Source organism: Microlunatus soli, assembly GCF_900105385.1.
Classification (GTDB): Bacteria; Actinomycetota; Actinomycetes; order Propionibacteriales; family Propionibacteriaceae; genus Microlunatus; species Microlunatus soli.
The window spans coordinates 5815225-5840283 of record NZ_LT629772.1 but is presented as its reverse complement, the minus strand read 5'-3'; the positions used below and the strand labels follow the sequence as shown (position 1 = coordinate 5840283).

The window sequence follows — 25059 nt, the reverse complement described above, 5'->3', positions numbered from 1 at the left end:
CGATTGTGCCGCACCGGCGGACCATCCCGGTCCGCCGCGATCCGGGGCGGGTCAGCCCGGAAGCGGGAGGCCGAAGCCGGGACGCTCCGGCACGACCAACGCCCCGTCGACGAATCGGTAGCCGGAGTCGTCGACCCGATCGGTCCGCCCGGGCACCCCCTCGACGACCGGCACGTTACCCAGACCAGCGGCGAGCTGGGCGGCGTACAGCGTCTTCAACGGGCGACCCCAGGCGTGCGGCGATGCTGCCACTCCGATCTCGAGCAGCCGCGGCATGATCCGCCGCCAACGCGTGATCCCGTACGACATCACGTCCATCAGCAGCACATCGATATGACCGTCCGCGGCAACCGCGAGCAGCGACTCGACGTCGGGATGGGTCTCGCCCTCGGCGATCAACGTGTCCGGACTGACCCGGTCCAGGTGCCGACGCAGCGCCGCGAGGTCGTCGGCGTTGTCGTCGAACGGCTCCTCCACCCAGTACAGGTCGATCTCGGCGACCGCATCCAGATAGCGACAGAAGCCGTCCAGGTCGTAACCGTCGTTGGCGTCGACCAGGATGCGTGCGTCGGGCCACGCCTCCCGGACCGCTCGGGTGATCTCGATGTCCCGGTCGTCGCCGGCCTTGCGGTCCAGCCATCGGTTGCCGCGGCCGATCTTGAGCTTGAAGTCACCGAATCCGAGCCCGGCGTCGGCCGTGCAGTTGTCCAGAACCACCTGCGGCCCCCGCGGCGCATCGTCGGGATCAAGATCATCGAAGTAGATCGCACCGTCGTAGACACCGATCGTGCGATCACCGGCGGCACCGAGGATGTCCCAGACGGGACGGTCTTCGACGACTCCGAGCAGGTCGTGCAGCGCCGCATCGGCCCAGAGATGATCATCGTCACGAACCCCGGTCTCAGAGTCGATCAGCTCGGTCAACGTCTTGCCGATCATGGTGTCGGGGGCCGCAGGCTCGGCCTCGATCATTCCCCAGCCCCGGCATCCGGTGTCGGTGCCGAGGAGCACAATGCGCGCGGCCCCTCCGGAGCCGTGACTGCCGAGCCGCGCGTTCCGTCCGACTGTCCGCGGATAACGCACCGGCAACTCGTCAAACTCGACGGAGGTGACGATCGGGTCCTGTCGGTTCACGATCAGACGTCCTGTTCCACGGCGAAGGGACTCTCGGGCTGCTGCGGCTGAACAGCGTAGCGAACGACCATCGCCGTACGGCGCCGCCCCGGAATACCGGCCCCGACCCCACGGACAGGTCGACGCGCCAACTCCGGCCAAGGGTTGTGCAATCCATCTCGTCTGTTGTAGACAATAGTCGCAACGGATCGGACAGTCACCCAGCTTCTGAGGAGATGGCAACGATGGAGTTCGCCGAGATCGAGAGTCTGTACACCGGCCTGCGAGTCGCCGACGTCCGCGACGGCATGGACTGGATCGGCCTGTTCAGCAAGGGGTCGGTGGCACGCTCGATCCGCCCGCTGATCCCCGGCAGCGCCACGTTCGGCCCGGCACTCACCGTCCGTGGCCGTGGCTCCCAGGTCCAGCCGGAGACGATGACCCCGGAGGAGTACACCGAATGGGCGCGTAACTACTGGTACAAGAAGATGCACATCGAGCCGTACGCGGAGGAGATCACTCCGGGCGACGTGTTGGTCTTCGAGAGCCCGGACCTCGGTGTCGGTCAACTTGGCTCGAACAACACGCTCAAGTTCCGCACCCACGGCGCGAACGGCGCCGTCACCAGCGGTGGCTGCCGCGACATCGACGAGGTGCGGCTCCAGGGGTTCCCGGTCTTCGCCCAGTACATCAATCAGACGATGACCCAGGGCCGACTCGAGTACGACAGCCACAACATCCCGGTCACTGTCGGCAATGTGCTGGTGCGGCCGGGTGACATCGTCGTGGCGGACGGGGACGGCGTGATCGTGGTGCCACAGCAGCACGCGACCGAGGTCGCCACCTACGCTCGCCAGGAGCTCGAACACGACAAGGATGCACGCCGGAAGATGTACGCCGAGCTGGGCTGGGAACCCGACCGCTCGGTGCTCTGACCGGTCGTGCTCACCGACCAGGAGCATGATCACCGAAGACAGGAGGCAAGCTGGTGGCCGGTGACGTGCTGATCGACCGATCGGCCGACGTGCTGACCCTGACGGTGTCGAATCCGACCCGACGCAACGCCCTGACGATGAAGATGTACGCGACCATCGAACGCGAATGCCTCGACGCAGCGGCCGACCCACGGCTTCGCGCCGTCGTCCTGCGGGGAGCCGCGGGCCATTTCGCCGGTGGAACCGACATCAACGACCTGCGCGATATCACCACCGGCGAGCTCGGCGTGCAGTACGAACACGAGATGCGCCGGGTCCAGCAGGCACTGCTCGACCTGAGGGTGCCGGTGATCGCTGTCGTGCAAGGAATCTGTGTCGGCGGCGGACTCGTCTACGCCGCCCTGAGCGACATCGTCCTGTGCACCCCTGACGCCCGGTTCGGCTCGCCGATCGCCCGCACCATCGGCAACACGCTGTCGGCGACCGCGCTGGCGCGGCTGTACGCCCTGCTCGGACGGCGACTCACCACGCGACTGCTGATGACCGGTTCGCTGATCGATGCCGAGACGGCCCGTGATGCGGGCCTGGTCACCGAAATCGTGTCTTCCGACAATCTCCCGGCCGCTGTCGAACGAACGATCGACGCCATCCGGCACTGCGCACCGGAGAGCATCGCATCGTTCAAGGAGCTCGAACGCCGTCTCGACCACGCCGCCGCCGAGATCCCGGTCGACGACATCTATCGGCGGGTGTACGGCAGTGCCGACTTCGCCGAGGGGGTCCGCGCCTTCCTGAACAAACGGACGCCCCGCTTCGGCGGGCCGCCCGACCCGCACTGACAGACCTCAGTCGCCGGAGGACGCCTGCGGTGAGTTCGCTTCGAAGGAGCGTTGCAGGTGGATGGTCAGCTCATCGATCGCCGCCGCCCGATCCCCGGACTCGACGAGCTCCAGCAGCAGTCGGTGCAGGTCGGCATGCGCGTGCAGATCCTCGGCAGCATGCTGCCGCTTGATCAGATTGCGGGACATGCACAGCAGCAACTGCTGCTGCACCGAGGCATAGATCACCTCCAACCGCTGATGGTTGGCGATCTTGATCAAGCTCGCATGGAAGTAGTAGCCGGCCTGCACCATCGCGCCACGATCATCGGAGTCCGCACAGCGATACATCTCCTGCAGTGCGGCCCGCGCCGGTTCGAGCAGGGCGGGATCCTTCACCGGGATCCCGACCTCGAACGCCATCCGCTCCAACGCCGAGCGCAGCGTCAGGATCTCGAACACGTCCTGCTCGGTCAAGGTCGCAACGAACGAACCACGTCGCGGCATGGAGACGACGAGCCCTTCGTTCTCCAGCAGCCGGAGTGCCTCGCGAAGCGGCGGTCTGCTGATCGCCAGGTCCTTGGTCAACCGTTCCTCGATCAGCCGTTCGCCGGGCTTCAGATCGTCGGACAGGATCTGCTTGCGGATCGAATCGACGGCCAACGTCACCAGGCTCGGAGCGTGCAGCGCACGATCGTCACCGGATGCGGGCGGGTCGGTTGGTGTGACCATCGGTACCTCTCGCTCAGGGAAACAGAACAATGCTAACCGCCTGTTGCCTTTTGTCTACGTCTGTTGTAGACAATAGGCGGTACGGATTCATCGGGGCACTGGACCTAGCAATCCTGCCGGTCCGCCAGCAGTGCATCCGTTTCTCAATGAGGAGGGTGGGGTCATTGTCGACACCGGACGCGACCGTCGGTCTGGTCGGCGCGGGCAACCTCGGACGGGCGATCGGGCTCAATCTGCTGGACCGGGGCTGGGCCGTGCGGACACTGGACCGGTCCGACGAACGACAGCGGTTCCTGGTCGACGCCGGCGCGACGGCAGCCACCGGGCCGGACCTGATCGACTGCCGGACCATCTGTTTCGTCGTCCCGGACGACCGGGCCATCCGGGAGGTCCTGGAGTCGGCCACGACCTCGCCCCCGCTGGCCGATGGTCTGGGCGCACAACACACCGTCGTCGTGATCAGCACCATCCTCCCCCGCGCCGGCCAGGAACTGTCAGCGGTGATCAAGAGGACCGGCGCCGGCTATGTCGAGGCGCCGGTCACCGGCGGACCGGATCGGGCCCGGACCGGAGAACTGAGCGTCTACCTGGCCGGAACGCCGGACGATCTCGACGCCGCGGCCCCGTTCCTGCAGGCGATCGGCACCGAGCACCATCGACTCGGCGACGTCGGCGCCGCCGCCGCGACGAAGTTGGCCAACCAGCTGATCATGTTCGCCGCTCTCGGCGGGATCCAGGAGGCGCTGCGGCTGACCCGACGGCACGGCGTCTCCGAGGACGATCTGCTGTCGGCACTCACCGGCGGCACGGCCGACACCTGGGTCGGCCGGAACTGGGGATTCTTCGACCGGATCGCCCGCGACTACAACGCGGCAGGAGTCCCGGTCGATCAACGGCCGTGGTCGAAAGATCTCCGCGAGGTCCTCGACGTCGCCGACGAACTCGGCGAGTCGACACCCTTGGCCCGACTGCTCTCCGAAACCGTCGCCGATCAGATAGAACAACACGCTCTGGCCACCGATGACAAGGCCGTGACCGGATGACCGCCACCGGAGATGTCGCTGCGCCGGTCTCCGATCCGATCGCCGGCCGTACCTCCCCCGGTCGCCGACCGCACCGGATGCAGAAGATCGAACATCGGGCCGGCTTCGCATTCCTGACACCCTGGCTGATCGGGATGGCCGCGCTGACCCTCGGTCCGATGATCTACTCGCTCTACCTGGCCTTCACCGACTACAACCTGCTGAGCTCGCCGCAATGGGTCGGCCTGGGCAACTTCCGGGCGATGTTCGCCGACGACCGGTTCATCAGCTCGGTCCAGGTCACCCTGCTGTACGTGGTCGTGTCGGTGCCGGTCGTGCTGATCGTCTCGATGCTGGTCGCGCTGCTGTTGAACACCGGACTGCGCTTCATCAAGGCCTACCGCGCGCTGTTCTACCTCCCGTCGTTGCTTGCGGCCAGCGTGGCGGTGGCGACCCTGTGGCGGCAGATCTTCGGCCCGAGCGGCTTGATCAACAACCTGCTGTCATTGGTCGGCATCCATGCGCAGAGCTGGATCGGCAATCCGTCCACCGCCCTCGGAGTGATCATCTCGCTGAACGCCTGGGCGTTCGGGGCAACCATGATCATCTTCCTGGCCGGCCTGCGTCAGGTGCCGTCCGAGCTCTATGAGGCGGCGTCGGTGGACGGTGCCGGCCGGCTGCGCAAGTTCGTCAGCATCACCGTGCCGTGGATCAGCCCGCTGATCTTCTTCAACGTCCTGATGGACACGGTGCACGCGTTCCAGGCCTTCACTTCTGCCTACGTGGTCAGCGGCGGTTCTGGCGGCCCGTCGGACTCAACGTTGTTCTACACGCTCTACCTGTATCAGAAGGGATTCACCGAGTTGAACATGGGCTACGCATCGGCGATGGCCTGGCTGCTCGTCATCGTCCTCGGCGTGTTCACCGGCCTCTTCTTCCTCTCGGCCCGATTCTGGGTCCACTACGGAGATCGCTGATGGCTTCCACCACGGGCTCTGCCGGCACCCTCACCCGATATGTCCGCAAGCCGCGGACCCGACTCGCATCGGAGATCGTCAAACATTTCCTGTTGATCGTGTTGCTGTTCGCGATGCTCTACCCGCTGTTGTGGATGGTGGCTGCCTCGTTCCGTCCGAACAGCGAGATCTTCAGAAGCCTCGGCCTGTGGTCGTCCAACCTCACCGTGTCCAACTACGTGAACGGATGGACCGGTGGCGGCCTGCAGTTCTCCCGCTACTTCCTCAACTCGGCGTTGATCTCCTTCCTCGCCGTGGTCGGAAACATCTTCGCCTGCTCGTTGACTGCGTACGCCTTCGCCCGACTGGAGTTTCCCGGCCGGCGGATCTTCTTCGCGATGTTGCTGGTCACCTTGCTGCTGCCCTACCACGTCACCCTGGTGCCGCAGTACATCCTGTTCAACAAGCTCAATCTGATCAACAGCTACGTACCGCTGGTGCTGCCGCGCTTCCTGGCCGTCGACGCCTTCTTCGTGTTCTTGATGGTGCAGTTCATCAGGGCGCTGCCGCGCGACCTGGACGACGCTGCACGAATCGACGGCTGCGGCCATCTCGGTGTCTTCACACGCGTGATCGTTCCGCTGGCTCTGCCGGCGATCGGCACCACGGCGCTGTTCACCTTCATCAACACCTGGAACGACTTCCTCGGGCCGATGCTCTACCTCAGCGACTCCAACCTGTGGACCGTTCCGATCGGTCTGAACGCATTTCTCGATGCCACCGGCGGCCAGTCGTCCTACGGCTCGCTGTTCGCGATGGCCCTGCTGTCCCTCGCCCCACTCGTCGGATTCTTCGTCGCCTTCCAGAAGGTGCTCATCGAAGGCATCGCGACCTCGGGTCTGAAGTGAAAGGAATCATGCCATGCGATTGTCGAAGCGGGCGACAACACTCAGGAAAGGGCTCGCACTGCTGCTGGCGGCGGGCCTGGCCAGCACCGTAGCTGCCTGCAGCGGGTCCGACTCAGGAGCCAACGCGGACGGTCCGGCCAAGGGCGCGATCCAACTGGCCTACTGGGGATCCTCGACGAGGGTCGACAAGACCAACAAGATCCTCGCCGACTTCAAGAAGGAATATCCCGACGTCTCGGTCAATCCCTCTGTCACCGACTTCGGGACCTACTTCCAGAAGTTGAACACCCAGGCCGCCAGCAAGAGCATGCCCTGTGTCGCCGGCATGCAGACCCGTCAACTCAACGACTACACCTCGAACCAGACACTGGTGCCGCTGGACGACCTGGTCAAATCCGGCAAGCTCGACATGAAGGACGTCCCGAAGAGCATCCTGGACAGCGGGCGCGGCCCGGACGGCAAGCTCTACATGATCCCGTACGGCGTCGCCTGGAATGCCTTCCTGGTCAACAAGACCGTCGCAGACAAGTACGACATCCCCGACCTCAAGGAGGGCTACACCTGGGATGAGTGGCTGGCCTGGCTGAAGCAGGCCAAGTCCAAACTGCCCAAGGACGTGGCGCCGATCCTGGAGCAGGGCGGCAACGAGGCGCTGTTCTCGGCCTACGTTCTCAGCAATGGACAGAAGATGTTCAACGACCAGGGCAAGGTCGGCTTCAGCAAGCAGAGCCTGACCGAGTACTGGACGATGTGGGAGAACCTGCGCAGGACGGGACTGACCAACTCGATGCAGAACGCTGCTTCCGAGCCCGACCAGATCGAACAGCACGCAGTGATCGCCGGGAAAGTGCTGATGCAGGGCGAGGCAGGCAACCAGTACGTCGCCGCGATCGCTGCCGCACCGGACGTCAAGCTCACCGAGCACGCCTTCCCGAGCGGCTCCAGCGGGCTGGGCAACATGTTCTTCACCAGCGGCTGGTCGATCCCGAAGAACTGTGACAATCAGGCCGCCGCCGCAGCGTTCATCGACTACTGGACCAACAACGACAACGCCGCCAAGATCTACGCGTCCGACAACGGCGCGGTCGCCAACAAGCGTCAACTCCAGGATCAGATCGACAACCCGTCCTCCCCCGGCCTGGAAGTCGTGCTGAAGAACTACCAGTACATCCTGTCCGAGGATGTCCCGAACCCGGTCATCCCGCCGGGCTACAACGCCAGTTTCGAGACGTCGTTCGAACGGGAGTACGAGAACGTCGCCTTCGGCAAGAAGTCGATCAAGCAGGCCGTCGACGACTTCTTCGCCGCGGCCAACTCCACGATGGGCAACAAGTCCTGATGCCAGCAGCCCCGAACATCCTCGCCAACCGAGATGGGAAGTGATCATGTCCGAGCCATCCCCCGATCATCACGCCGCTGATCATGACCGGGAGACCGCCCATGGCGGGTCGCAACAGCGTCCCGGAGCGCTCGACGGCATCCGGGTCCTCGACCTGACCCAGGTGATGTCCGGGCCGTTCTGCACGATGATCCTGGCCGATCTCGGTGCCGACGTGATCAAGATCGAGAACCCCGAGCACGGCGATCAGACCAGGAAATCGTGGGGGTACTCGGTGATCGGTGAGGACAGTCGAGCCTTCCTGTCGTTGAATCGGAACAAACGCAGCGTGGTGCTCGATCTGAAGGACGACGGTGATCATCGGACGTTCCTGGAGCTGGTCCGCACCGCCGACGTCGTGGTGGAGAATTTCCGACCCGGTGTGGCCGAACGACTCGGCGTCGACTACCCGACGTTGCGGGCGGTCAACGACCGGATCATCTACGGCAGCATCTCCGGCTTCGGACGCACCGGCCCGTACGCGACGCATCCGGGTTACGACCTGATCGCGCAGGCGATGACCGGGATCATGAGCGTGATGGGCCAACCCGGCGAGCCGCCGGTGAAGTCGGCGATCCCGGTCGGCGACCTCGGAGCAGGGCTGTTCTGCTGCATCGGCATCCTCGGCGCGCTGATGTCACGGCAACGGACCGGCACCGGCCAGTACGTCGAGACGTCGCTGTTCGAAGCGGCGCTGGCCCTGTCGGTCTGGGAGTCGACCGAGTTCTGGTCCACCGGCAAGGCACCCGAACCCTTGGGCTCGGCGAATCGGATGTCGGCGCCCTATCAAGCGTTGGCCACCGCGGACGGCTACCTGACCATCGGCGCCAACAACGAGAAGTTGTGGCGCCTGCTCTGTGGCGTACTGGAGTTGCCGGAGCTGCTCGACGATCCCCGGTTCGTCGACAACAACCACCGGATGGACCACCGGGAGGAGTTGGCCGCCCGGTTGGAGAAGCGGCTGGCGGACAGGACGACCGACGAGTGGGTCACCGCGCTGCTGGCCGCCGGCGTCCCGGCCGGCCCGATCCGTGATTACGCCTACGTACTCACCGAGGACCCGCACGTCCGCGCGCGCAACATGGTGACCACCTACGACCATCCGGTCGAGGGCGAGACCTCGGTCCTGAACTCACCGATCACGCTGTCCGACACCCCTGTCCGGGAGGCCGCGTCGGCACCGTTGCTCGGCGAACACACTGCCGACGTGCTGGCCGAGCTTGCGGTCCACTCCGGCGCCTCCGCGGCCCCTCGATCCGCCAAGCAGGCCGAAGAGCGGATCGGCGAATGAGCAGCAGACCCGAGGATCCGTCGGACCGACCCGATGAGCACCGACCGATGGTGATCGACGCTCATCAACACTTCTGGAAGACCGCAGCCCAGGAACAGCCCTGGCGCGGACCCGATCATCGGATCCTGGAACGGGACTTCGACGTCGATGATCTTGTCCCCGAGCTCGATCGCGCAGGTATCGACGGCACAGTGCTCGTCCAGTCGGTCGACGAACCCGCTGAGAACCTCCGGCTCGCTCGATACGCCGCCAGTGATCGGGTCGCCGGTGTGGTGGCATGGCTGCCCCTGCGGGACCCGCGATCGGCGCGACGTGAACTCGCCGGGCTGAAGATTCCCAAGCTGGTCGGCGTCCGCTGCCTGATCGCCGACGACCCCTTGGACTGGCTCGCCGACCCCGAGCCGCTCGGACTCTTCGGTGAGCTCGCCGATCACGGGCTCAGCTGGGATGTGGTGCCCATCACCCGCGAGCAGATCGGCGCTGTGATCAAGCTGGCCGAGGCTGTACCCGGACTGCGGATGATCATCGATCATCTCGGCCGGCCGCCGTTGGAGACCGCGGGCTGGCAGCCGTGGGCGGGCCAGCTCGCCGAACTCGCGGCCTGCCCGAACGTGGCGATCAAGCTCTCGGTCGGCATCGATGCGCTGACAGCCTGGTCCGGTTGGAATCCCTCCACCATCGAGCGCTATGCCGATCACGCACTGGACCTCTTCGGCCCGGATCGCGTGATGGTTGCCAGTAACTGGCCGGTGGTCGAGTTGCGGGCCGGCTACCACACGGCGTGGACCGACCTGTCCCGGCTTGCGCTCCGCGATCGGCACGACCCCGAAGAACGCAGGGCCGTCCTCGGCGGTTCGGCGCAGCGGTGGTACCGGCTCCCGACCGTCTCCGGTGCCGCCACCCGTCAGGGGGTGACCGCCCCGACACCCTGATGTGTTGCCCGGTCGACAACCAGTTCATGATCAGAAAGAAGGATACGGAAGTCATGACAACAACGGTGTCCAACAGCACCAGGACCATCGGCGGCTTTGCCAAGGCCGACAACAATCAGCTTTCCAGTCTCTACCAGCCACTACGAGTGGTCGATGTGGCCGATGCGCTCGACGGGATCGGCTACTTCAACATCGGTCTGATGGACCGCGAGGTCCGGCCGTTGTGGGTCGGCATGAAGTTCTGGGGCGAGGCCGCGACCATGCGCTGCGTTCCGGCCAACAAACCGATGTGGAAGCTGGACTCGACCGACGATATCGTCGGTGCACACGGCATCTGGTTCGAGAAGAATCCACCGGCGCGGATGCCCACCGATCTGCCCGCGGGCCATGTCATCGTGATGGACGCCGGCGGCGGTCCCGAGGTCGGCTTCTGGGGCAGTGAGAACTCCATGGGTGCGGTCGCTGCCGGCGCAGTCGGCATCATCACCGACGGCTACTGCCGCGACACCGCCGAGGTAGCCAGGCAGCGGACGCCGATCTGCTCGCGGTATCGCGGCCGGACGATCATCCCCGGCCGGATCGAGGCGGTCGAGACCCAGACCACGATCGCCTGCGGCGGCGTCCAGGTCAATCCCGGCGACATCGTCGGTGCCGACGACGACGGCGTCATCGTCGTCCCGCAGGAGGTCGCCCACGAGGTCGCCGGACACGCCCGAGCGATCCTGCTGTCCGACATGCGGGCCCGCAAGAAGAAGTATGACGCTCTCGGCATGACCGGCGACGAAACGGTGGACGCGGCGCTCGTCGAGGCCTACTTCGCCGACGTCTGAGGGCGAACACACCCGCACGTCAATCGACGCGGAACCACCGTCTGAAACACAGGAGCGTCCCGGACGAATCCGGGACGCTCCTGTCTGTTGATCAAGGGAAGGTGATCAGCTGCAGCCGCTGGTCGATCCGCAACCTTCGCAGACGTAGCAGCTGCCGCTGGGCCGCATCTTCGTCCCGCAAGTGAAGCAGAGTGGTGCGTCGACGCTCATCCCGGAGATCGACTCCATCAGCTCGGCGGTGGTGTGTGCATTCTTGGGTGCCGGCGCTGACGACGTCGACGCCTTGGTGGCCACCGACTCGGTGGTCGGCTCGGCTACGGCCGGCGCCTCGGTCTTCGCCTCCGACGTCAGCGAATCCGCCTCGGACTCGTCGGTCGCCTCCTCGACGGGCAGGTACGAACCGGTCTCGACCTGACGGGCCCGCTCAGCGGCGGTGTAGATCCCAAGTTCGGACCGTTCGTCGAAGCTCAGGTAGTCCAGCGCCAACCGGCGGAACACGTAGTCCATGATCGACTGCGACATCCGCACGTCCGGGTCGTCGGTCAGACCGGCCGGCTCGAACTTCATGTTGGTGAACTTCTCGACGTAGGTCTCCAGCGGCACGCCGTACTGCAGTGCCACCGAGATCGCGATCGAGAAGGCATCCATCACACCGGCAAGGGTCGAGCCCTGCTTGCCGAGCTTGAGGAAGACCTCGCCCAGTCCGCCGTCCTCGTGAGCACCGGAGATCATGTAGCCCTCGGCACCACCGACCGAGAACGAGGTGGTCCGGCTGACCCGGGACTTCGGCATCCGGCGGCGGATCGGGCGGTACTCCACCCGCACCTCCTCGGACTTGGCGTCGGCGGACTGGGTGTCGCCGGCCTTGTCCGATCCCTTGGACTTGGCGTCGCTCAACGGCTGACCGACCTTGCAGTTGTCCCGGTAGACCGCGAGCGCCTTGAGGCCGAGCTTCCAGCCCTCCAGGTAGACCTCACCGATCTCTTCGACCGTTGCGCTCTCCGGCAGGTTGACGGTCTTGGAGATCGCGCCGGACAGGAACGGCTGGGTGGCCGCCATCATCCGCACGTGGCCCATCGGCTTGATGGCCCGCTGCCCCATCGCGCAGTCGAACACCTCGTAGTGCTCCGGCTTCAGGCCCGGAGCGTCGATCACGTGACCGTGCTCGGCGATGTACTCCACGATCGCTTCGCTGGTCTCGGTGGTGTAGCCGAGGTTCTTCAACGCCCGCGGGATGGTCTGGTTGACGATCTGCATCGAACCGCCGCCGACCAGCTTCTTGAACTTGACCAGGGAGAAGTCCGGCTCGATGCCGGTGGTGTCGCAGTCCATCATGAAGCCGATGGTGCCGGTCGGTGCCAGCAGCGAGGCCTGGGCGTTGCGGAAGCCGTTGCTCTCACCGAGCTTGACGACCTGGTCCCATTCCTTGGCGGCCAGCTTGTGGATGTCGCCGTCGAAGCCGCCCAGCGTTCGCAGCTCATCGTTGGCGGCCTGATGCTTGCGCATCACCCGCTTGTGGGCGTCGGCGTTGCGGGCGTAACCGGCATACGGTCCGACCACGGCAGCCAACTCGGCGGACCGCCGGTAGGCAACGCCGGTCATCAGCGAGGTGATGGCACCGGCGACGGCGCGGCCACCTTCTGAGTCGTAGCCGTGGCCGGTCGCCATCAGCAGTGCGCCGAGGTTGGCGTACCCGATGCCCAGCTGACGGTAGTCCTTGGTGGTCTTGGTGATCGCCTCGGTCGGGAAGTCGGCGAAAGTGATCGAGATGTCCATCGCGGTGATGATCAACTCGACGGCCTTGGTGAACAGCGGCGCGTCGAAGGTGTCGTCGTCCTTCAGGAACTTGAGCAGGTTGAGGCTGGCCAGGTTGCAGGAGCTGTTGTCCAGGCTCATGTACTCCGAGCACGGGTTGGACGCGGTGATCCGGCCGGTCTCGGGGTTGGTGTGCCAATCGTTGATGGTGCCGTCGTACTGGATGCCCGGGTCGGCGCACTCCCACGCCGCCTGGGCGATCTTGCCGAAGAGCTCCTTGGCGTCGACGGACTCGATCACCTCACCGGTGTGCCGCGCACGCAGCCCGAAGTCGGTGCCGTCCTCGACGGCCCGCATGAACTCGTCGGTGACCCGGACCGAGTTGTTCGCGTTCTGGTACTGCACCGAGGCGATGTCCTTGCCGCCGAGGTCCATGTCGAAACCGGCGTCGCGCAGCGCGCGGATCTTGTCCTCCTCGCGCGCCTTGGTCTCGACGAACTCCTCGATGTCGGGATGATCGACATCCAGCACCACCATCTTGGCCGCCCGACGGGTTGCGCCACCGGACTTGATGGTCCCGGCCGAAGCATCCGCGCCACGCATGAACGACACCGGCCCCGACGCCGTGCCGCCCGAGCTGAGCAGTTCCTTGGAGGACCGGATCCGGGACAGGTTCAGGCCCGCGCCCGAACCGCCCTTGAAGATGAAGCCCTCTTCCTTGTACCAGTTGAGGATCGAGTCCATCGAGTCGTCGACGCTCAGGATGAAACAGGCGCTGACCTGCTGCGGCGCGTTGGTACCGACGTTGAACCAGACCGGCGAGTTGAAGCTGAAGAACTGGTGCAGCAGCATCCAGGTCAGTTCGTGCTCGAAGATGTCGGCGTCGGCGCCGGTGGCGAAGTATCCGTTCTCCTCGCCGGACCTGCGATAGGTCTTCACGACCCGATCGATCAGCTGCTTGAGGCTGCGCTCACGGACGTCGGTGCCCACGGCACCACGGAAGTACTTCGTGGTGACGATGGTGGACGCGTTCACGCTCCAGAAGTCGGGGAACTCCGCACCCTTCTGCTCGAAGACCGTCTCACCCGTCTTCCAGTTGGTCTGGACGACGTCACGCGGCTCCCAGCTCACCTCGTCGTACGGATGCACGCCCTCAGTGGTGAAGACGCGGCCGATGGTCAGTCCCCGGCCGGCGCCGGGGACCTTCTCGGCGGCCTTCTTCTGCCGGCTGGACTGCTGGTCCGAGCGGGTCGTTTCGGACATAGGTGACTGCCTCTCTCTCCAGCAGATGCCGAGATGTCGGGTCCGGCCTGCTGATCGTGGAACTGCTGATGCTGAACGTCGTGCTGTATCGGTCTTGCCACTGCTGCTGTTGCGATGTGGTGAGGTACTACCGGTACCCGGGCCCGAGCTCGGTCATCGGGCAGCGGGGGGTCAGACCGGGACGGACCCACGCACCCTTCCCCAAGTGCGCGGAGGCCCGTCCCGGAGTTCAGGGGGACCGCTGGTTGCCCGATCCGGCGGCGCGTTTGCTCACCGCGGATCGGCGACCGGTGCGGCTGCGCGCGGCAACGGGCTTGGCGACGCGGCCGGCGGTGGCCAGCTCCGGGATCAACGGTTCGATCCCGGGCGGATCCTGCTCGATCCGCAGCGTCGCGATCTCGGCCTCGAAGTCGTCCACCGACGCGAACTGGCGGTAGACGCTGGCGAACCGCAGGTACGCCACCTGGTCGAGCTTGCGCAACGGCCCCAAGATCGCCACCCCCACCTCGTCGGCGGGCACCTCCGGCTTGCCGGACGCCCGCAGCGCCTCCTCGACCTCCTGGCCGAGCTTGGCCAGCTGGTCCTCATTCACCGGCCGGCCCTTGCAAGCCTTGCGTACGCCACTGACAACCTTGTCGCGATTGAAGGGTTCGACAACGCCCGACCGCTTCACCACCGCGAGCAGCATCTGCTCGATCGTGGTGAACCGGCTCTCGCACTCCGGGCACTGCCGACGGCGGCGGATGCTGCCGCCGTCCTCGGCGACCCTGGAGTCCAGCACCCGGGTATCGGTGTGCCGGCAGTACGGGCAATGCACGACGTCCTTCTCTCTGCTCCGGCCTCGTCCTGGGGACAACTCTGGGGACGACTTGTGGGCGACCATGTGGATCGGATGTGGACGATGTGTGGATAGCGAACACAAATTGTGGACGAAACACACGTCTGTAACTACTAGATATGGATACTACGTCCGCCGGGGTGAGCAGTCAACCGTCACCGCCGGCCGCGCGTGGCGTGTCGGAGGGGACCGTCCGGGCAGCCTCGATGAGCCCTCAGTGAGGGCGGACCGACCAGCCCAGCCGCCCAGCCGAGCAGCTCTGGCGCATGGGGTGGCCGCCGCCATAGGCTGTCCGGCAGCCGCGAGGGCGATCGACCCCGACCAGGAGGTGTGCCGTGGCGAACGGGCTCTTCGCCGGGATCCCGGTCCGGGACTTTCGGGCTGCCCTGGCGTGGTACGTGCGGCTGCTGGGTGCCGAGCCGTCGTTCTACCCCAACGACATCGAGGCCGTCTGGCAGCTGGCGGAGAACCAGTTCGTCTACATCGTCCAGCAGCCGGAGCGCGCCGGTGGCGCGGTCAACATGATCTGGGCCGATGACCTGGCCGACCGGGTGGCAGCGCTGGCCGCCCGCGGACTGGAACCGACAGAGATCGAGCGACTTGACGGAGTCAGTAAGTACGTCTACCGGGACCCGGACGGCAACGAGACGGGACTCGGCGGCACGACCTGATCCGAACCCGGACGGACGGCCTGCGCTGCGGCGCGGGACGGCCCGGTGTCACAAAACACGGCGACACCTGCCGAGCAGCCGGGACGACCGGGTGGCGGAGCGCTGACGGTCGTGATCAGCGACCGGCGACGGCCGAATGGCCCGCCGGCGTGTAATCGGGTGAGGTCACCGTCAGTGCGGTCGCCGTGATGACGGTGACCGCGGCTGCCATCAGCATCGCACCGGTGATCATCACCACCGCGATCCCTCGGTTGGTCAGCCGCCAGCTCGCGGTCGCCGCCTGACGCACCGAACGCACTCCGGCCGCCGCAACACGCTCGTCGCGGCATGCCGTGGCCGTTGCCTGCCGGCCGTCGACGGGGACCGAACGGCCGGGAACCAGCCGGGGTGCAGCGACGCCGGTCGTCGAGCGGCCCACCGGCGCGGCACCTCGGCCGCTACCCCGGCTGCGCCGCGGCCGACGGACCCGGATCGGAGCTGCGGTTCGGGTTGCCCGATCCTTGTCGCCGTGCGCCGACGAGACCGCCTCGATCGTTGCTGCACTCATCTTCGACTCCCCTGTAACTCGATTCGAGCCAAGTGACTGACTCGCACGTCTCTCGAACGGATGTTCGATCGAACGCCTGTGTGATTTGTAGTCGATCCGCGGGTCATTCGCAAGACCATTCGTACATTCGTTCTCATTCGTTACCTCGTCGGCCGTACGCTGCTGCGATCCGACGAACAACAGCACATCAGGCACCTCTGACAGTTCTCCTCGACCGCTTCGCCGAGACGCCCCGGATCCCCCGGATCCGAGCGCGACACGCCGACACGCCGCTCGAACAATTGTTTGATTCCCGCCTCAGTTTTCCCTACGGTGAGCACATGGCCGATTCGAAGAAGAGCTCCAGCCGCACTGGGGGACGCGGTACTACCTCCACCGCCGGGAAGCAAGGCAAGCGGGGCCGGCCGCGCAATTCAGACGTCGAGGCGCAGATCGCGCAGGCCCGTCGTCGTTCGGCGGAGGTCTCGGAGCGGGCGTCGGTGACCCCGCTGCCCGACGGCCCGCCGGATGCGAGCGGTCTGACACCGCGGCAACGACGCGTCCTCGAGGTGATCAAGGACGCGGTGGAGAATCGCGGCTACCCGCCGAGCATCCGCGAGCTCGGCGACGAGGTCGGATTGGCCAGCTCCTCCAGCGTCGCCCACCAGCTGAAGGTCCTTGAGCAGAAGGGATTCCTCCGCCGCGACCCGAACCGGCCGCGGGCGATGGAGGTGATCCTGCCGCAGGACTTCACCGGCACCTCCGACGGTGTCTCCGCTGTCCGCCCGCTTCCCCACCGGGTATCGGCGACCAGCGACGAGACCGGCATCGACGACGCGTTCCCGGCGCCGGTGCACGTACCGGTGCTCGGTCGGATCGCAGCCGGCGGGCCGATCCTGGCCGAGGAGCGCTATGAGGATGTCTTCGCGCTACCCAAGCAGGTGGTCGGCGAGGGTGATCTGTTCCTGCTGGAGGTCCGCGGCGATTCGATGATCGACGCAGCGATCTGTGATGGCGACTGGGTCGTCGTCCGTAAGGAACAGACTGCGGAGAACGGCGACATCGTGGCCGCGCTGCTCGACGACGAGGCAACAGTCAAGACGTTCCGCCGGGCCGACGGTCACGTCTGGCTGATGCCACACAACGAGGCCTACGACCCGATCGACGGCGACGCCGCCTCGATCCTCGGCAAGGTTGTCGCGGTGCTGCGGCGGGTCTGAGCCTGATCAGTCAGGCTGGGCGCGATCTGTCAGGCGGGAGCGGCCAGCGCGTTGTCCAGCCATTCCCGCGCCTCTCCCGGCGCATCGGCAGTGATCATGTCGACGCCGAGCTCGACGGCGAGCGCGGCGTCGTCGGCGTTGCGCACCGGCCAGCCCGCAACCTGGATGTCCTCATCATGCAGACGGTCCACCACTGCCGGCGTCAATCCCTTCCACCCCGACATCACCGCCGAGGCGCCGACGTCGTGGGCGCTGACCCGCAACGCGTCGTCATAGGAATTGGCGATCACCCCGCGCGGGATCTGCGGCAGCAACTGTTGCAACTCGGCCAGGATCGGCACCTGGAAGCTGGTCAGCAGGCATCGTTGTTGATCATCGGGATATTCGGCGAGCACCTCGGCCACCAGCGCCGGTGCGGTCGGCGCCTTGACCTCGATCTGGAGATCGGACTGGGTCAGCTCCAACACCTCCGGCAACGTCAGCAGGCGTTGCCCCCGCGGCAGTCGCAGGCGCTGCAGATCGCACCACGCGGTCGTACTCACTCGCGGCGCCGGACTCGCCCCCAGCACGCGGGCAAGATCATCGTCGTGACTGATCACCGGCACCCCGTCGGCACTGAGCCGGACGTCGAACTCGATCTCGTCGACGCCCAGTTGCTCCGCGGTCACCAGGCTGAGGGCAGTGTTCTCCGGGGCGTGCGCCATCGCACCGCGGTGACCCGTCACCCGGATCCCGCGCGGACCACCCGGAACCGCTGCGGTCCCGGTTGCGCGCCGACCTGCATTAACAGTCACGGGTCCAATCTTCACACACCACGCAAAATCGTTGGTGGACCGACACAGGCTGCACCAAGGTCCCTTCGATGTCGCGAATCATCCGGTCCCAGCCAGTGTTTTCCCTAGCCATCGCGATGATGGAAGCTCTCGGAGGCGAGCCCGACAGACCACGAGGCGACGACGACGCGACGCCGAAGACCCACGCGTTCGGCACCGTTCATCTAGACTTCATATGTTATTTGTGCGCCGCATGATGTGATCTTCTTCGGCGTCCATCACAGGAGGGTTCACACAACGATGACGCAGACCCGCGACGCGCGGCTGGCGGCGATCGTCGATCATCTGGTCGAGGTCGGTTCGGAGGCGGCCAAGCAACTCGCCGCCCGCTTCGACGTCTCGGTGATGACTGTTCATCGTGACCTGGACGAACTCGAGCAACGCGGTCTGGTCCGCAAGTTCCACGGCGGCGCCAGCGTCACCCGGACCGGAAGCTACGAGATCGCCGCCGCGATCCGTCGGCGGTTGGCCGTCGCGCAGAAACAGACGTTGGCCAACGCAGCCGCCGAGTCCGTCCGCGACGGCCAGACAGTGATGATCGACGACTCCTCGACCGCTTCGGCGATGGTCGATCCGCTGATCCGCTCCGCGATGACCATCCAGGTGATCACCAACTACCTGCCGTCGCTGATCGCGCTCTCCCGCTCGACCCGAGTAGTGGCCCAAGCGATCGGTGGTGAGTACGACCGCAGCCACGAGTCCTATCTCGGAGTCGGCGCCGTGGACGCCGTGCACGCCTTACGTCCCGACACGGTCTTCGTCTCCTCGACCACTGCGGATGCGGCCGGCATCTATCACCAGGAAGAGCGGATCGTCACGCTCAAGCAGGAGATGCTGCGCTCGGCCCGGCGCCGCGTGCTGCTGTTGGACGAGACCAAGATCGGCGCATCCTCGCTCTACCGGGTCTGCGGCTGGGAGATGATCGACGAACTGATCACCACCGACGCAGCCCCGGCGGAGGTGTTGGCCGAGATCGATCCGCGGGTGAAGGTCACGGTTGTCGCCCTCGGCGCCGCCTCGTCGGAAGAATCTCCGGCGGGTGCGGGACACTAGTGTCCCCCGCGCCGACCGGTACCCCCTACCAGGGCACAACGGGGCCGACGACCAGCAGGTCGCGCCGCCGGGACCGCCTGACCGGCTTTCGGTAAATGGGCTGACACCGCCCGCTGAGACTGCATAGGCTTGTCCCGACGGCAACAGGCCCCAGGACCAGGATCAGGAGGAGCTGACGATGCGAGCGACGTACGCGGTTCTTCGTCTTCCCTCTCCGTTCCCTCCTGGTCCAAGGATTTCGCGTGCCGTCCACTCGCTTTCTCAATCTGGGCATCCTCGCCCACGTCGACGCCGGTAAGACCACCCTCACCGAGCAGTTGCTCTATCTCGGTGGAGCGATCGACGAGCTCGGCTCGGTCGATACCGGCACCACCCGCTCCGACAGTCTCGCCCTGGAGCGTGAACGCGGCATCACGATCAAGTCCGCTGTCGTCTCGTTCCCGCTGGACGATCGGCTGATCAACGTCGTCGACACCCCGGGCCACCCGGACTTCATTGCCGAGGTCGAGCGGGTGCTCGGCATCCTCGACGGGGCGATCCTGGTGCTCTCGGCCGTCGAGGGAGTCCAGCCGCAGACGCGCATCATCATGCGTGCTCTGCAGCGACTGCAGGTGCCGACGCTGCTCTTCGTCAACAAGATCGACCGGTCGGGAGCCGACCTCGATCGGGTGATCGCCGAGATCCGCACCCGATTGACACCCGATGTCCTGGCCATGGGCCGGGTGCTGCGCGCCGGGTCCCGGGCCTCCTCGTTCGCCAGCTTCGGCACCGACGACCCGGCGTTCGCCGAGCGCGCGACGACTACCCTCGCCGAGCACGACGACACGGTCCTCGCGGCGTACGTCGACGGCAGCACCGTCGCCGGGTCCGAGTTGACCGCCGACGTCGCGGCTCAGACCCGAGCCGGCGTGCTGCATCCGATCTTCGCCGGGTCGGCCGTCACCGGCGCCGGCGTCGGCGACCTGCTGTCCTCCCTGACCACCCTGTTGCCGACCGCACCCGGCACCGCCGAGGCACCGGTATCGGCCCGGGTCTTCAAGGTCGAACGCAGTCCGAGCGGTGCCAAGATCGCCTACCTGCGGATGATGGACGGCACCGTACGGCCTCGACAACGCCTGGAACTTCCCGGTGGTCGCAGCGGCAAAGTGTCATCCCTGGAGACCTATGACGCCGGCGGCTGGACATCGACCGAGCTGCTCACCCCCGGGCAGGTCGGTCGCGTCCGCGGCCTGGCAGCGGTCCGGGTCGGCGACCCGGTCGGTGAGCTGGTCGAGCAGGCGGAGCCACAGTTTCCACCGCCGACACTCGAGGCCGCGGTCGAGGCGGTGCGCCCCGCCGACGGCCCGGCGCTACGGGCGGCGTTGGGACAGCTCGCCGACTCCGACCCCCTCATCAACGTCCACCTCGACGCCGCCGGCACCCCCACCGTTTCGCTGTACGGCCGGGTGCAGCGAGAGGTGCTCGAGGCGACGCTGGCCGACGAGTACGGCGTCCGGGCCCGGTTCGCCGATGCGGCAGTGCTGCACATCGAACGACCTCGCCGGGCAGCCATGGCGGTCGAACGGCTGAACACCCCGAGCAATCCGTACCAGGCAACGATCGGGCTGACGATCGAGCCGGCCGAACCCGGTAGCGGAGTGCAGTTCGTGATCGCCGCCCCGGCACTCGACATGCCGTTGTATCTGTACGGCGATGTCGGCCGCTTCGGGGCCGCGATCGAACGACACATCCTGGAAGCCCTCGACCGCGGCCACTACGGCTGGGCCGTCACCGACTGCATCGTGACGCTCGTCGAGGTCGCCTACAGCGTGGCCGATGGCCCGCCGTCCAAGCGCGGCCCGACCAGCACCTCCCGCGACTATCGCAAGGTCGCCCCGGTGGTGTGCCGGCAGGCGCTGCGGCTCGCCGGCACCCAGGTCTGCGAGCCGGTCCTCCGGGTATCGCTCGAGGTGCCGGAGGCCGACGCGGCCGCCCTGCAGACCGTCCTCGGCAGGATGCGCGCCCAACCGATGGGCCAGTGGCAGACCGGGCCGATGGCGCGGATCGAGGCCCGTCTGGTCGCGGCGCGATTGCATGATCTGCAGCACCAGTTGCCCGATCTCACCGGCGGCGAAGGCGTCCTGGAGTATCGGTTCGACAGCTATCAGCCCGTCCGTGGGCGACCACCGCGGCGCGCCCGGCACCACGACCGGGCCGACCCGGCGGAGTCGCTGATCTGATCCGAACGCGAAGGTCGGAGATCGTTCTTCCGCTCGTCACGGCGACCTCGACCCGGCGCCTCATCTGACCGTCTGGGACGCGAAGACATCACGCACATCGACATCGCGGGCCGAGGACCTGGCGCGGCTAGCTGACTGCCTTGTCCAGCGCCTTCAGGTAGCCGTCGATCCCCCACGTCAACGACAGTGCCGTGGGTGGCGAGACGGCGGCCACGAACTCGGGGCCGACGACGGTCGCGACATGGTCGGCACGGACCTGCTGCATCGACTTGGCGTAGGACTTGTCCAGGAACGCGTCGGCCTGCTTCTGATCATCGGCATAGACCAGCAGCACATCACTGCGCAGCTTGCTGACCTGCTCGTAACTCAACGTGTAATAGAAGTTGTCGTCGTCGGGGGCGAGTTTGTCGACGCTCGGAGCACTCACCATCCCCAGATCGGTCAGGAACGCCACGCGAGGGTCACGCTTCTTGTAGACGTAGAAGCTGTCGCCGGTGTCCCAGACCGCTGCGACCGTCTTGCCCTTGAACTGGGGGTGCGCCGCAGCCTTCTGTTCGACCTGCCGGTCGATCCCGGCCAGCAGCTGCTCGGTCTTCGGCTCCTCGCCGAGCACAGTACCGACCGTTCTGACGACATCGCGCCACGGCGTCGCCCACGGCTGATCGGGATAGGCCACGGTCGGCGCGATCTTGCTCAACGTCGCGTACTGCTTGGCCGTGATGCCGGAGTAGTTGGCCAGGATGACGTCCGGGGCGGCCTTGGCGATCTCTTCCATCGGCACCTCGTTCGAGCCGCTGGGATTGCTCAGCAGGGTTGGGGTCTTGGCACCCATCCGGGTCAGCTTCTGCTTCACCCAGGGCAGTACACCCGACTTGTCCACACCGTAGGTCTGTTCGGGCATCGCCACCGGCACCACGCCGAGAGCCAAGGCTGCGTCGGTGCTGCCGAAGCCCCAGGTGACCACCCGCTCTGGCTTCTTCTCGATCGTCGTCGAGCCGAAGGCGTGCTTGACCGTCACCGGAAAGTTGCCCGCACCGCCCGCCGCTGAACTGCTCGCCACCGATGACGGCGCACGGCCCGCTGTCGGCGAGGACTCGCAGCCGGCCACTACGATCAGGCCGATCACACTCAACAGCGCGACCACGGCGCGGATAGGTCTGAACACGTATTTCCCCTTCGACAGCGGACATTCCGACAACACATCGAGCTCAAGTTAGGTAAACCTCAGTAAGGGTAACCCAAGTCGTCGCCGAGTCGTCAGTCGGCGCCGCCGCTGAGACGCTGACCGGACCCGGTTCACCGAAACCGACCGCTGCCGGTGATCATGGTCGGGTGAACCGCGAACTGCTCAGCACCTTCGGCCTGGACCCGGAGGTCCTGCACCTCAACCACGGCGCGTTCGGTTGTGCACCGATCCCGGTACGGCGGGCGGCTGAGGTCTGGCGGGATCGGGCCGAGCGCAACCCGCATCGATTCAACGCCGACGAACTGCCGCCGTTGATCGCCGAGACCCGACAGCGGGCGGCGAGCTTCCTCGGCATCTCGCCGGAGTCCGCCGGACTGGTCCGCAACGTCTCGGAGGGAGTCTCGGCAGTGCTCGGTTCGCTGGACCTCGGCGCGGGCGACGAGATCCTGCTCAGCAGTCACGGGTACGGCGCCGTCCGGATCGCGGCGACGAGTTGGGCCGAGCGTCGGGGCGCGAGCGTCGTCAGCACCGATTTCGCCGTCGGGGCCGACGACGAGGACATCGTCGCCGCCTTTGTCGAGCGCTGCAGTCCTCGGACCCGATTGGTGGTCGTCGACCAGATCACCTCGGGGACCGCGATGGTGTTGCCGGTGGCGAGGATCGCGGCCGCCGTGGATGCGCCGGTCCTTGTCGATGCCGCCCACGTCCCCGGCACGCTCCGGACCGACATCGCCGGACTCGGGGTCGCCTACTGGGTGGGCAATCTGCACAAGTGGGGTTACACCCCACGCGGCTCGGCGGTGTTGTGGACCCGCGAGGACCTCCGAGCGGTGACGTTCCCGGCAGTGCTCAGCTGGCAGCTCCCCGACGGGTACGCCGCGGCCTTCGACCACCCCGGGACCGGCGACTACGCCGGCTGGCTGGCGATCGGCGACGGGCTGGATTTCTGGGAACGCCTCGGCGGCTGGGATCAGATCGCCCGGCAGGCAACGATGATCACCGACGCCCAGCATCGACTCGCCGAGGCGATCGATGCGGACCTGAAGGATCTGGCGACGGTCCCCGCACCGACGATGCGACTGCTGCCGCTGCCCGACCTGCCCGACGAGTCGGCCGACCGGCTCAGCGGACTGCTCGCCGAACGGCACCGGATCACGGTGCCGACGACCGGCCATGGTGGCCGCAGATTCCTGCGGATGGCTGCGGCGCCGTACAACACGCCGGACGACTACGACCGGCTCGGTGAGGCACTGCTCGACGTCATCGGCGGCTGACCGGCGGCGGTTGTGGTGCTTGCCGCCGGGCCGCCTTTCCCGCATGATGGTCCACAACAACATCACAACCGCTGTACCAGGGGATTGAGGGCCGGCACCCGAATGGATGCTGCCCATGCACACCTCCCCTCGTCGTCGAGCGTTCGTGATCTTCTGGATCGCGCAGACCGTTTCGCTCGGCGGTCTGCAGATCAGCGGCCTCGGACTGCCGCTCACCGCGTTGACGGCGTTGTCCGCCGACACCCGGACGCTCGCCGTGCTCTCCGCTGCCGGCACCGCACCATGGATCATCTTCGGGTTGGCCGTCGGCACCGTGGTCGACCGATTCCCGCGCCGGCTGTTGATCATGATCTCCCATCTCGGCCGGACCGCTGTGCTGGCGACGATCCCGGTGTGTTGGCTGTTCGGCGTGCTGTCCGTCACCCAGTTGATCATGGTCGCGGGGGCGGTCGGGATCCTGGCGATGATCTTCGAGACCGCCTATCACGCCTACCTGCCGTATCTGGTGCCGGCCGCGGAGCTGTCGGCCGCCAATCGCCGGTTGGCGATCACCGACGGCGCCGCCCGGGCGTCGGGCCCGGCCGCAGCCGGGGCCGTGATCCAGTCCGTCGGAGCTCCGCTGAGCATGATCATTCCGGCGGCCTGCCACCTCTTCTGCGGAGCCGCTACGGCCGTGTTGCCCGCCACTCCCGCTACCTCCCGGCGTCCCCGGGCAGCCGACCTGCTGGAGGGTGCCCGGTTGGTCTGGCGGGACCGTCGGCTGCGCCGGCTGGTGGGCCAGGAGATGGCGTTCGGGTTCGGGTTCGCCGTTGCGTCGGCGGCGTTGCTGGTCAGCTACGCCGACGCCGGTCTGTCGTCGTCCATGATCGGACTGGTGATCGGAATCGGCGCGGTGGCCGGTATCGCCGGGTCGGTCGGTTCGGCCCGGATCGGTACGCTGCTCGGCACCGAAGCGATGATGAGGCTCGGGCTGGTGCTGCGCGCCGTCGGGCTCGGTGCCCTGCCGTTGTTGTTCGGACTGGAGATCGCACCCGTCGTCGTCGCCGCCGGATGTCGAGCCGCGATGTCAGCGGGATGGTCGCTGTGGGACATTCCACGGCTGACGATCATGCAGTCCGCTGCCACCGACGATCTCGGCAAGATCAACGGGACCGCACTGTTCGCGGTCCGCACCGCAGAACTGCTCGGATCGTCGACCGCCGCTGCCCTTGCCGCAGCGCTGGCACCGCCTGCGGTGATCATGGTCGGTGCCACGGTGGCGACGGTTGCGGCGATCGGCTACCTGCTGCGACGTCGTTGATCGCGC

22 protein-coding genes are annotated in these 25059 nt (G+C 66.5%); 15 read left to right on the top strand and 7 right to left on the bottom strand.

Annotation, left to right across the window (positions count from 1 at the left end; translation table 11 throughout):
- Nucleotides 1-51: 51 nt before the first annotated feature.
- A complete protein-coding gene (locus tag BLU38_RS26760) occupies nucleotides 52-1134 on the bottom strand; it encodes a mandelate racemase/muconate lactonizing enzyme family protein (RefSeq protein WP_091529357.1) in 1083 nt (360 codons plus the stop codon).
- Between the two features lie 215 nt (nucleotides 1135-1349).
- Here BLU38_RS26760 and BLU38_RS26755 point away from each other — a divergent pair, with 215 nt between their 5' ends.
- Both BLU38_RS26755 and BLU38_RS26750 read left to right on the top strand, forming a co-directional pair.
- Nucleotides 1350-2048: an RraA family protein gene (locus BLU38_RS26755; RefSeq protein WP_197679879.1), complete on the top strand. Its 699-nt coding sequence runs from the start codon at nucleotides 1350-1352 to the stop codon at nucleotides 2046-2048.
- A 53-nt stretch (nucleotides 2049-2101) separates the two neighbouring features.
- The gene (locus tag BLU38_RS26750; protein ID WP_091529351.1) at nucleotides 2102-2887 is read left to right on the top strand and encodes an enoyl-CoA hydratase-related protein; all 786 of its coding nucleotides are present in this window, start codon (nucleotides 2102-2104) and stop codon (nucleotides 2885-2887) included.
- A 6-nt stretch (nucleotides 2888-2893) separates the two neighbouring features.
- Here BLU38_RS26750 and BLU38_RS26745 read toward each other — a convergent pair whose 3' ends face one another.
- Entirely contained in the window at nucleotides 2894-3598 is a 705-nt protein-coding gene (locus tag BLU38_RS26745) for a GntR family transcriptional regulator (protein ID WP_091529349.1), read from the bottom strand.
- A 164-nt stretch (nucleotides 3599-3762) separates the two neighbouring features.
- On the opposite strand from BLU38_RS26745, the gene BLU38_RS26740 reads away from it, so the two are divergent.
- The 7 genes from BLU38_RS26740 to BLU38_RS26710 are packed head-to-tail and all read left to right on the top strand — an operon-like array spanning nucleotide 3763 to nucleotide 10915.
- Complete coding sequence (locus tag BLU38_RS26740) at nucleotides 3763-4641, top strand: NAD(P)-dependent oxidoreductase (protein ID WP_172836230.1); 879 nt, start codon at nucleotides 3763-3765, stop codon at nucleotides 4639-4641.
- Entirely contained in the window at nucleotides 4638-5597 is a 960-nt protein-coding gene (locus BLU38_RS26735; protein ID WP_231920058.1) for a carbohydrate ABC transporter permease, read from the top strand. The genes BLU38_RS26740 and BLU38_RS26735 overlap by 4 nt, the downstream gene beginning before the upstream one ends.
- Complete coding sequence (locus BLU38_RS26730) at nucleotides 5597-6484, top strand: carbohydrate ABC transporter permease (RefSeq protein WP_091529344.1); 888 nt, start codon at nucleotides 5597-5599, stop codon at nucleotides 6482-6484. Before BLU38_RS26735 ends, BLU38_RS26730 begins: the two co-directional genes overlap by 1 nt.
- Before the next feature lie 13 nt (nucleotides 6485-6497).
- Nucleotides 6498-7823, top strand: coding sequence for an ABC transporter substrate-binding protein (locus tag BLU38_RS26725; RefSeq protein ID WP_091529342.1), 1326 nt, complete (start codon nucleotides 6498-6500; stop codon nucleotides 7821-7823).
- A gap of 46 nt (nucleotides 7824-7869) precedes the next feature.
- The gene (locus tag BLU38_RS26720; protein WP_091533215.1) at nucleotides 7870-9153 is read left to right on the top strand and encodes a CaiB/BaiF CoA transferase family protein; all 1284 of its coding nucleotides are present in this window, start codon (nucleotides 7870-7872) and stop codon (nucleotides 9151-9153) included.
- On the top strand, nucleotides 9150-10085 hold the full coding sequence (locus BLU38_RS26715; RefSeq protein ID WP_091529340.1) for an amidohydrolase family protein: 936 nt from the start codon (nucleotides 9150-9152) through the stop codon (nucleotides 10083-10085). The genes BLU38_RS26720 and BLU38_RS26715 overlap by 4 nt, the downstream gene beginning before the upstream one ends.
- A 53-nt stretch (nucleotides 10086-10138) precedes the next feature.
- Complete coding sequence (locus tag BLU38_RS26710) at nucleotides 10139-10915, top strand: RraA family protein (protein WP_091533213.1); 777 nt, start codon at nucleotides 10139-10141, stop codon at nucleotides 10913-10915.
- 105 nt (nucleotides 10916-11020) lie between these two features.
- On the opposite strand, the gene BLU38_RS26705 is transcribed toward BLU38_RS26710, so the two are convergent.
- Together BLU38_RS26705 and nrdR are read right to left on the bottom strand one after the other, a co-directional pair.
- Nucleotides 11021-13933, bottom strand: a complete 2913-nt coding sequence (locus BLU38_RS26705) for a vitamin B12-dependent ribonucleotide reductase (protein WP_091529337.1) — start codon at nucleotides 13931-13933, stop codon at nucleotides 11021-11023.
- Between the two features lie 229 nt (nucleotides 13934-14162).
- Nucleotides 14163-14750 carry a transcriptional regulator NrdR gene (gene nrdR / locus BLU38_RS26700; protein ID WP_091529335.1) on the bottom strand — a complete coding sequence of 196 codons (588 nt, stop codon included), beginning with the start codon at nucleotides 14748-14750 and terminating at the stop codon, nucleotides 14163-14165.
- 356 nt (nucleotides 14751-15106) lie between these two features.
- Between nrdR and BLU38_RS26695 the strand changes: the two genes are divergently transcribed.
- On the top strand, nucleotides 15107-15442 hold the full coding sequence (locus BLU38_RS26695) for a VOC family protein (protein WP_091529332.1): 336 nt from the start codon (nucleotides 15107-15109) through the stop codon (nucleotides 15440-15442).
- A 115-nt stretch (nucleotides 15443-15557) separates the two neighbouring features.
- On the opposite strand, the gene BLU38_RS26690 is transcribed toward BLU38_RS26695, so the two are convergent.
- Nucleotides 15558-15989, bottom strand: a complete 432-nt coding sequence (locus BLU38_RS26690) for a hypothetical protein (RefSeq protein WP_091529330.1) — start codon at nucleotides 15987-15989, stop codon at nucleotides 15558-15560.
- Between the two features lie 320 nt (nucleotides 15990-16309).
- On the opposite strand from BLU38_RS26690, the gene lexA reads away from it, so the two are divergent.
- The gene (gene lexA / locus BLU38_RS26685) at nucleotides 16310-17188 is read left to right on the top strand and encodes a transcriptional repressor LexA (protein ID WP_091529328.1); all 879 of its coding nucleotides are present in this window, start codon (nucleotides 16310-16312) and stop codon (nucleotides 17186-17188) included.
- 29 nt (nucleotides 17189-17217) lie between these two features.
- On the opposite strand, the gene BLU38_RS26680 is transcribed toward lexA, so the two are convergent.
- Entirely contained in the window at nucleotides 17218-17913 is a 696-nt protein-coding gene (locus BLU38_RS26680) for a glycerophosphodiester phosphodiesterase (RefSeq protein ID WP_157683736.1), read from the bottom strand.
- 348 nt (nucleotides 17914-18261) lie between these two features.
- Here BLU38_RS26680 and BLU38_RS26675 point away from each other — a divergent pair, with 348 nt between their 5' ends.
- Both BLU38_RS26675 and BLU38_RS26670 read left to right on the top strand, forming a co-directional pair.
- On the top strand, nucleotides 18262-19074 hold the full coding sequence (locus tag BLU38_RS26675; protein WP_091529323.1) for a DeoR/GlpR family DNA-binding transcription regulator: 813 nt from the start codon (nucleotides 18262-18264) through the stop codon (nucleotides 19072-19074).
- Nucleotides 19075-19316: 242 nt separating this feature from the next.
- On the top strand, nucleotides 19317-21293 hold the full coding sequence (locus BLU38_RS26670) for an elongation factor G (protein WP_091529320.1): 1977 nt from the start codon (nucleotides 19317-19319) through the stop codon (nucleotides 21291-21293).
- 127 nt (nucleotides 21294-21420) lie between these two features.
- On the opposite strand, the gene BLU38_RS26665 is transcribed toward BLU38_RS26670, so the two are convergent.
- Nucleotides 21421-22458: an iron-siderophore ABC transporter substrate-binding protein gene (locus BLU38_RS26665; RefSeq protein WP_197679878.1), complete on the bottom strand. Its 1038-nt coding sequence runs from the start codon at nucleotides 22456-22458 to the stop codon at nucleotides 21421-21423.
- Between the two features lie 167 nt (nucleotides 22459-22625).
- On the opposite strand from BLU38_RS26665, the gene BLU38_RS26660 reads away from it, so the two are divergent.
- The gene (locus BLU38_RS26660; RefSeq protein ID WP_157683735.1) at nucleotides 22626-23753 is read left to right on the top strand and encodes an aminotransferase class V-fold PLP-dependent enzyme; all 1128 of its coding nucleotides are present in this window, start codon (nucleotides 22626-22628) and stop codon (nucleotides 23751-23753) included.
- A 115-nt stretch (nucleotides 23754-23868) separates the two neighbouring features.
- A complete protein-coding gene (locus tag BLU38_RS26655; RefSeq protein WP_157683734.1) occupies nucleotides 23869-25053 on the top strand; it encodes an MFS transporter in 1185 nt (394 codons plus the stop codon).
- The last annotated feature ends 6 nt before the right edge of the window (nucleotides 25054-25059 follow it).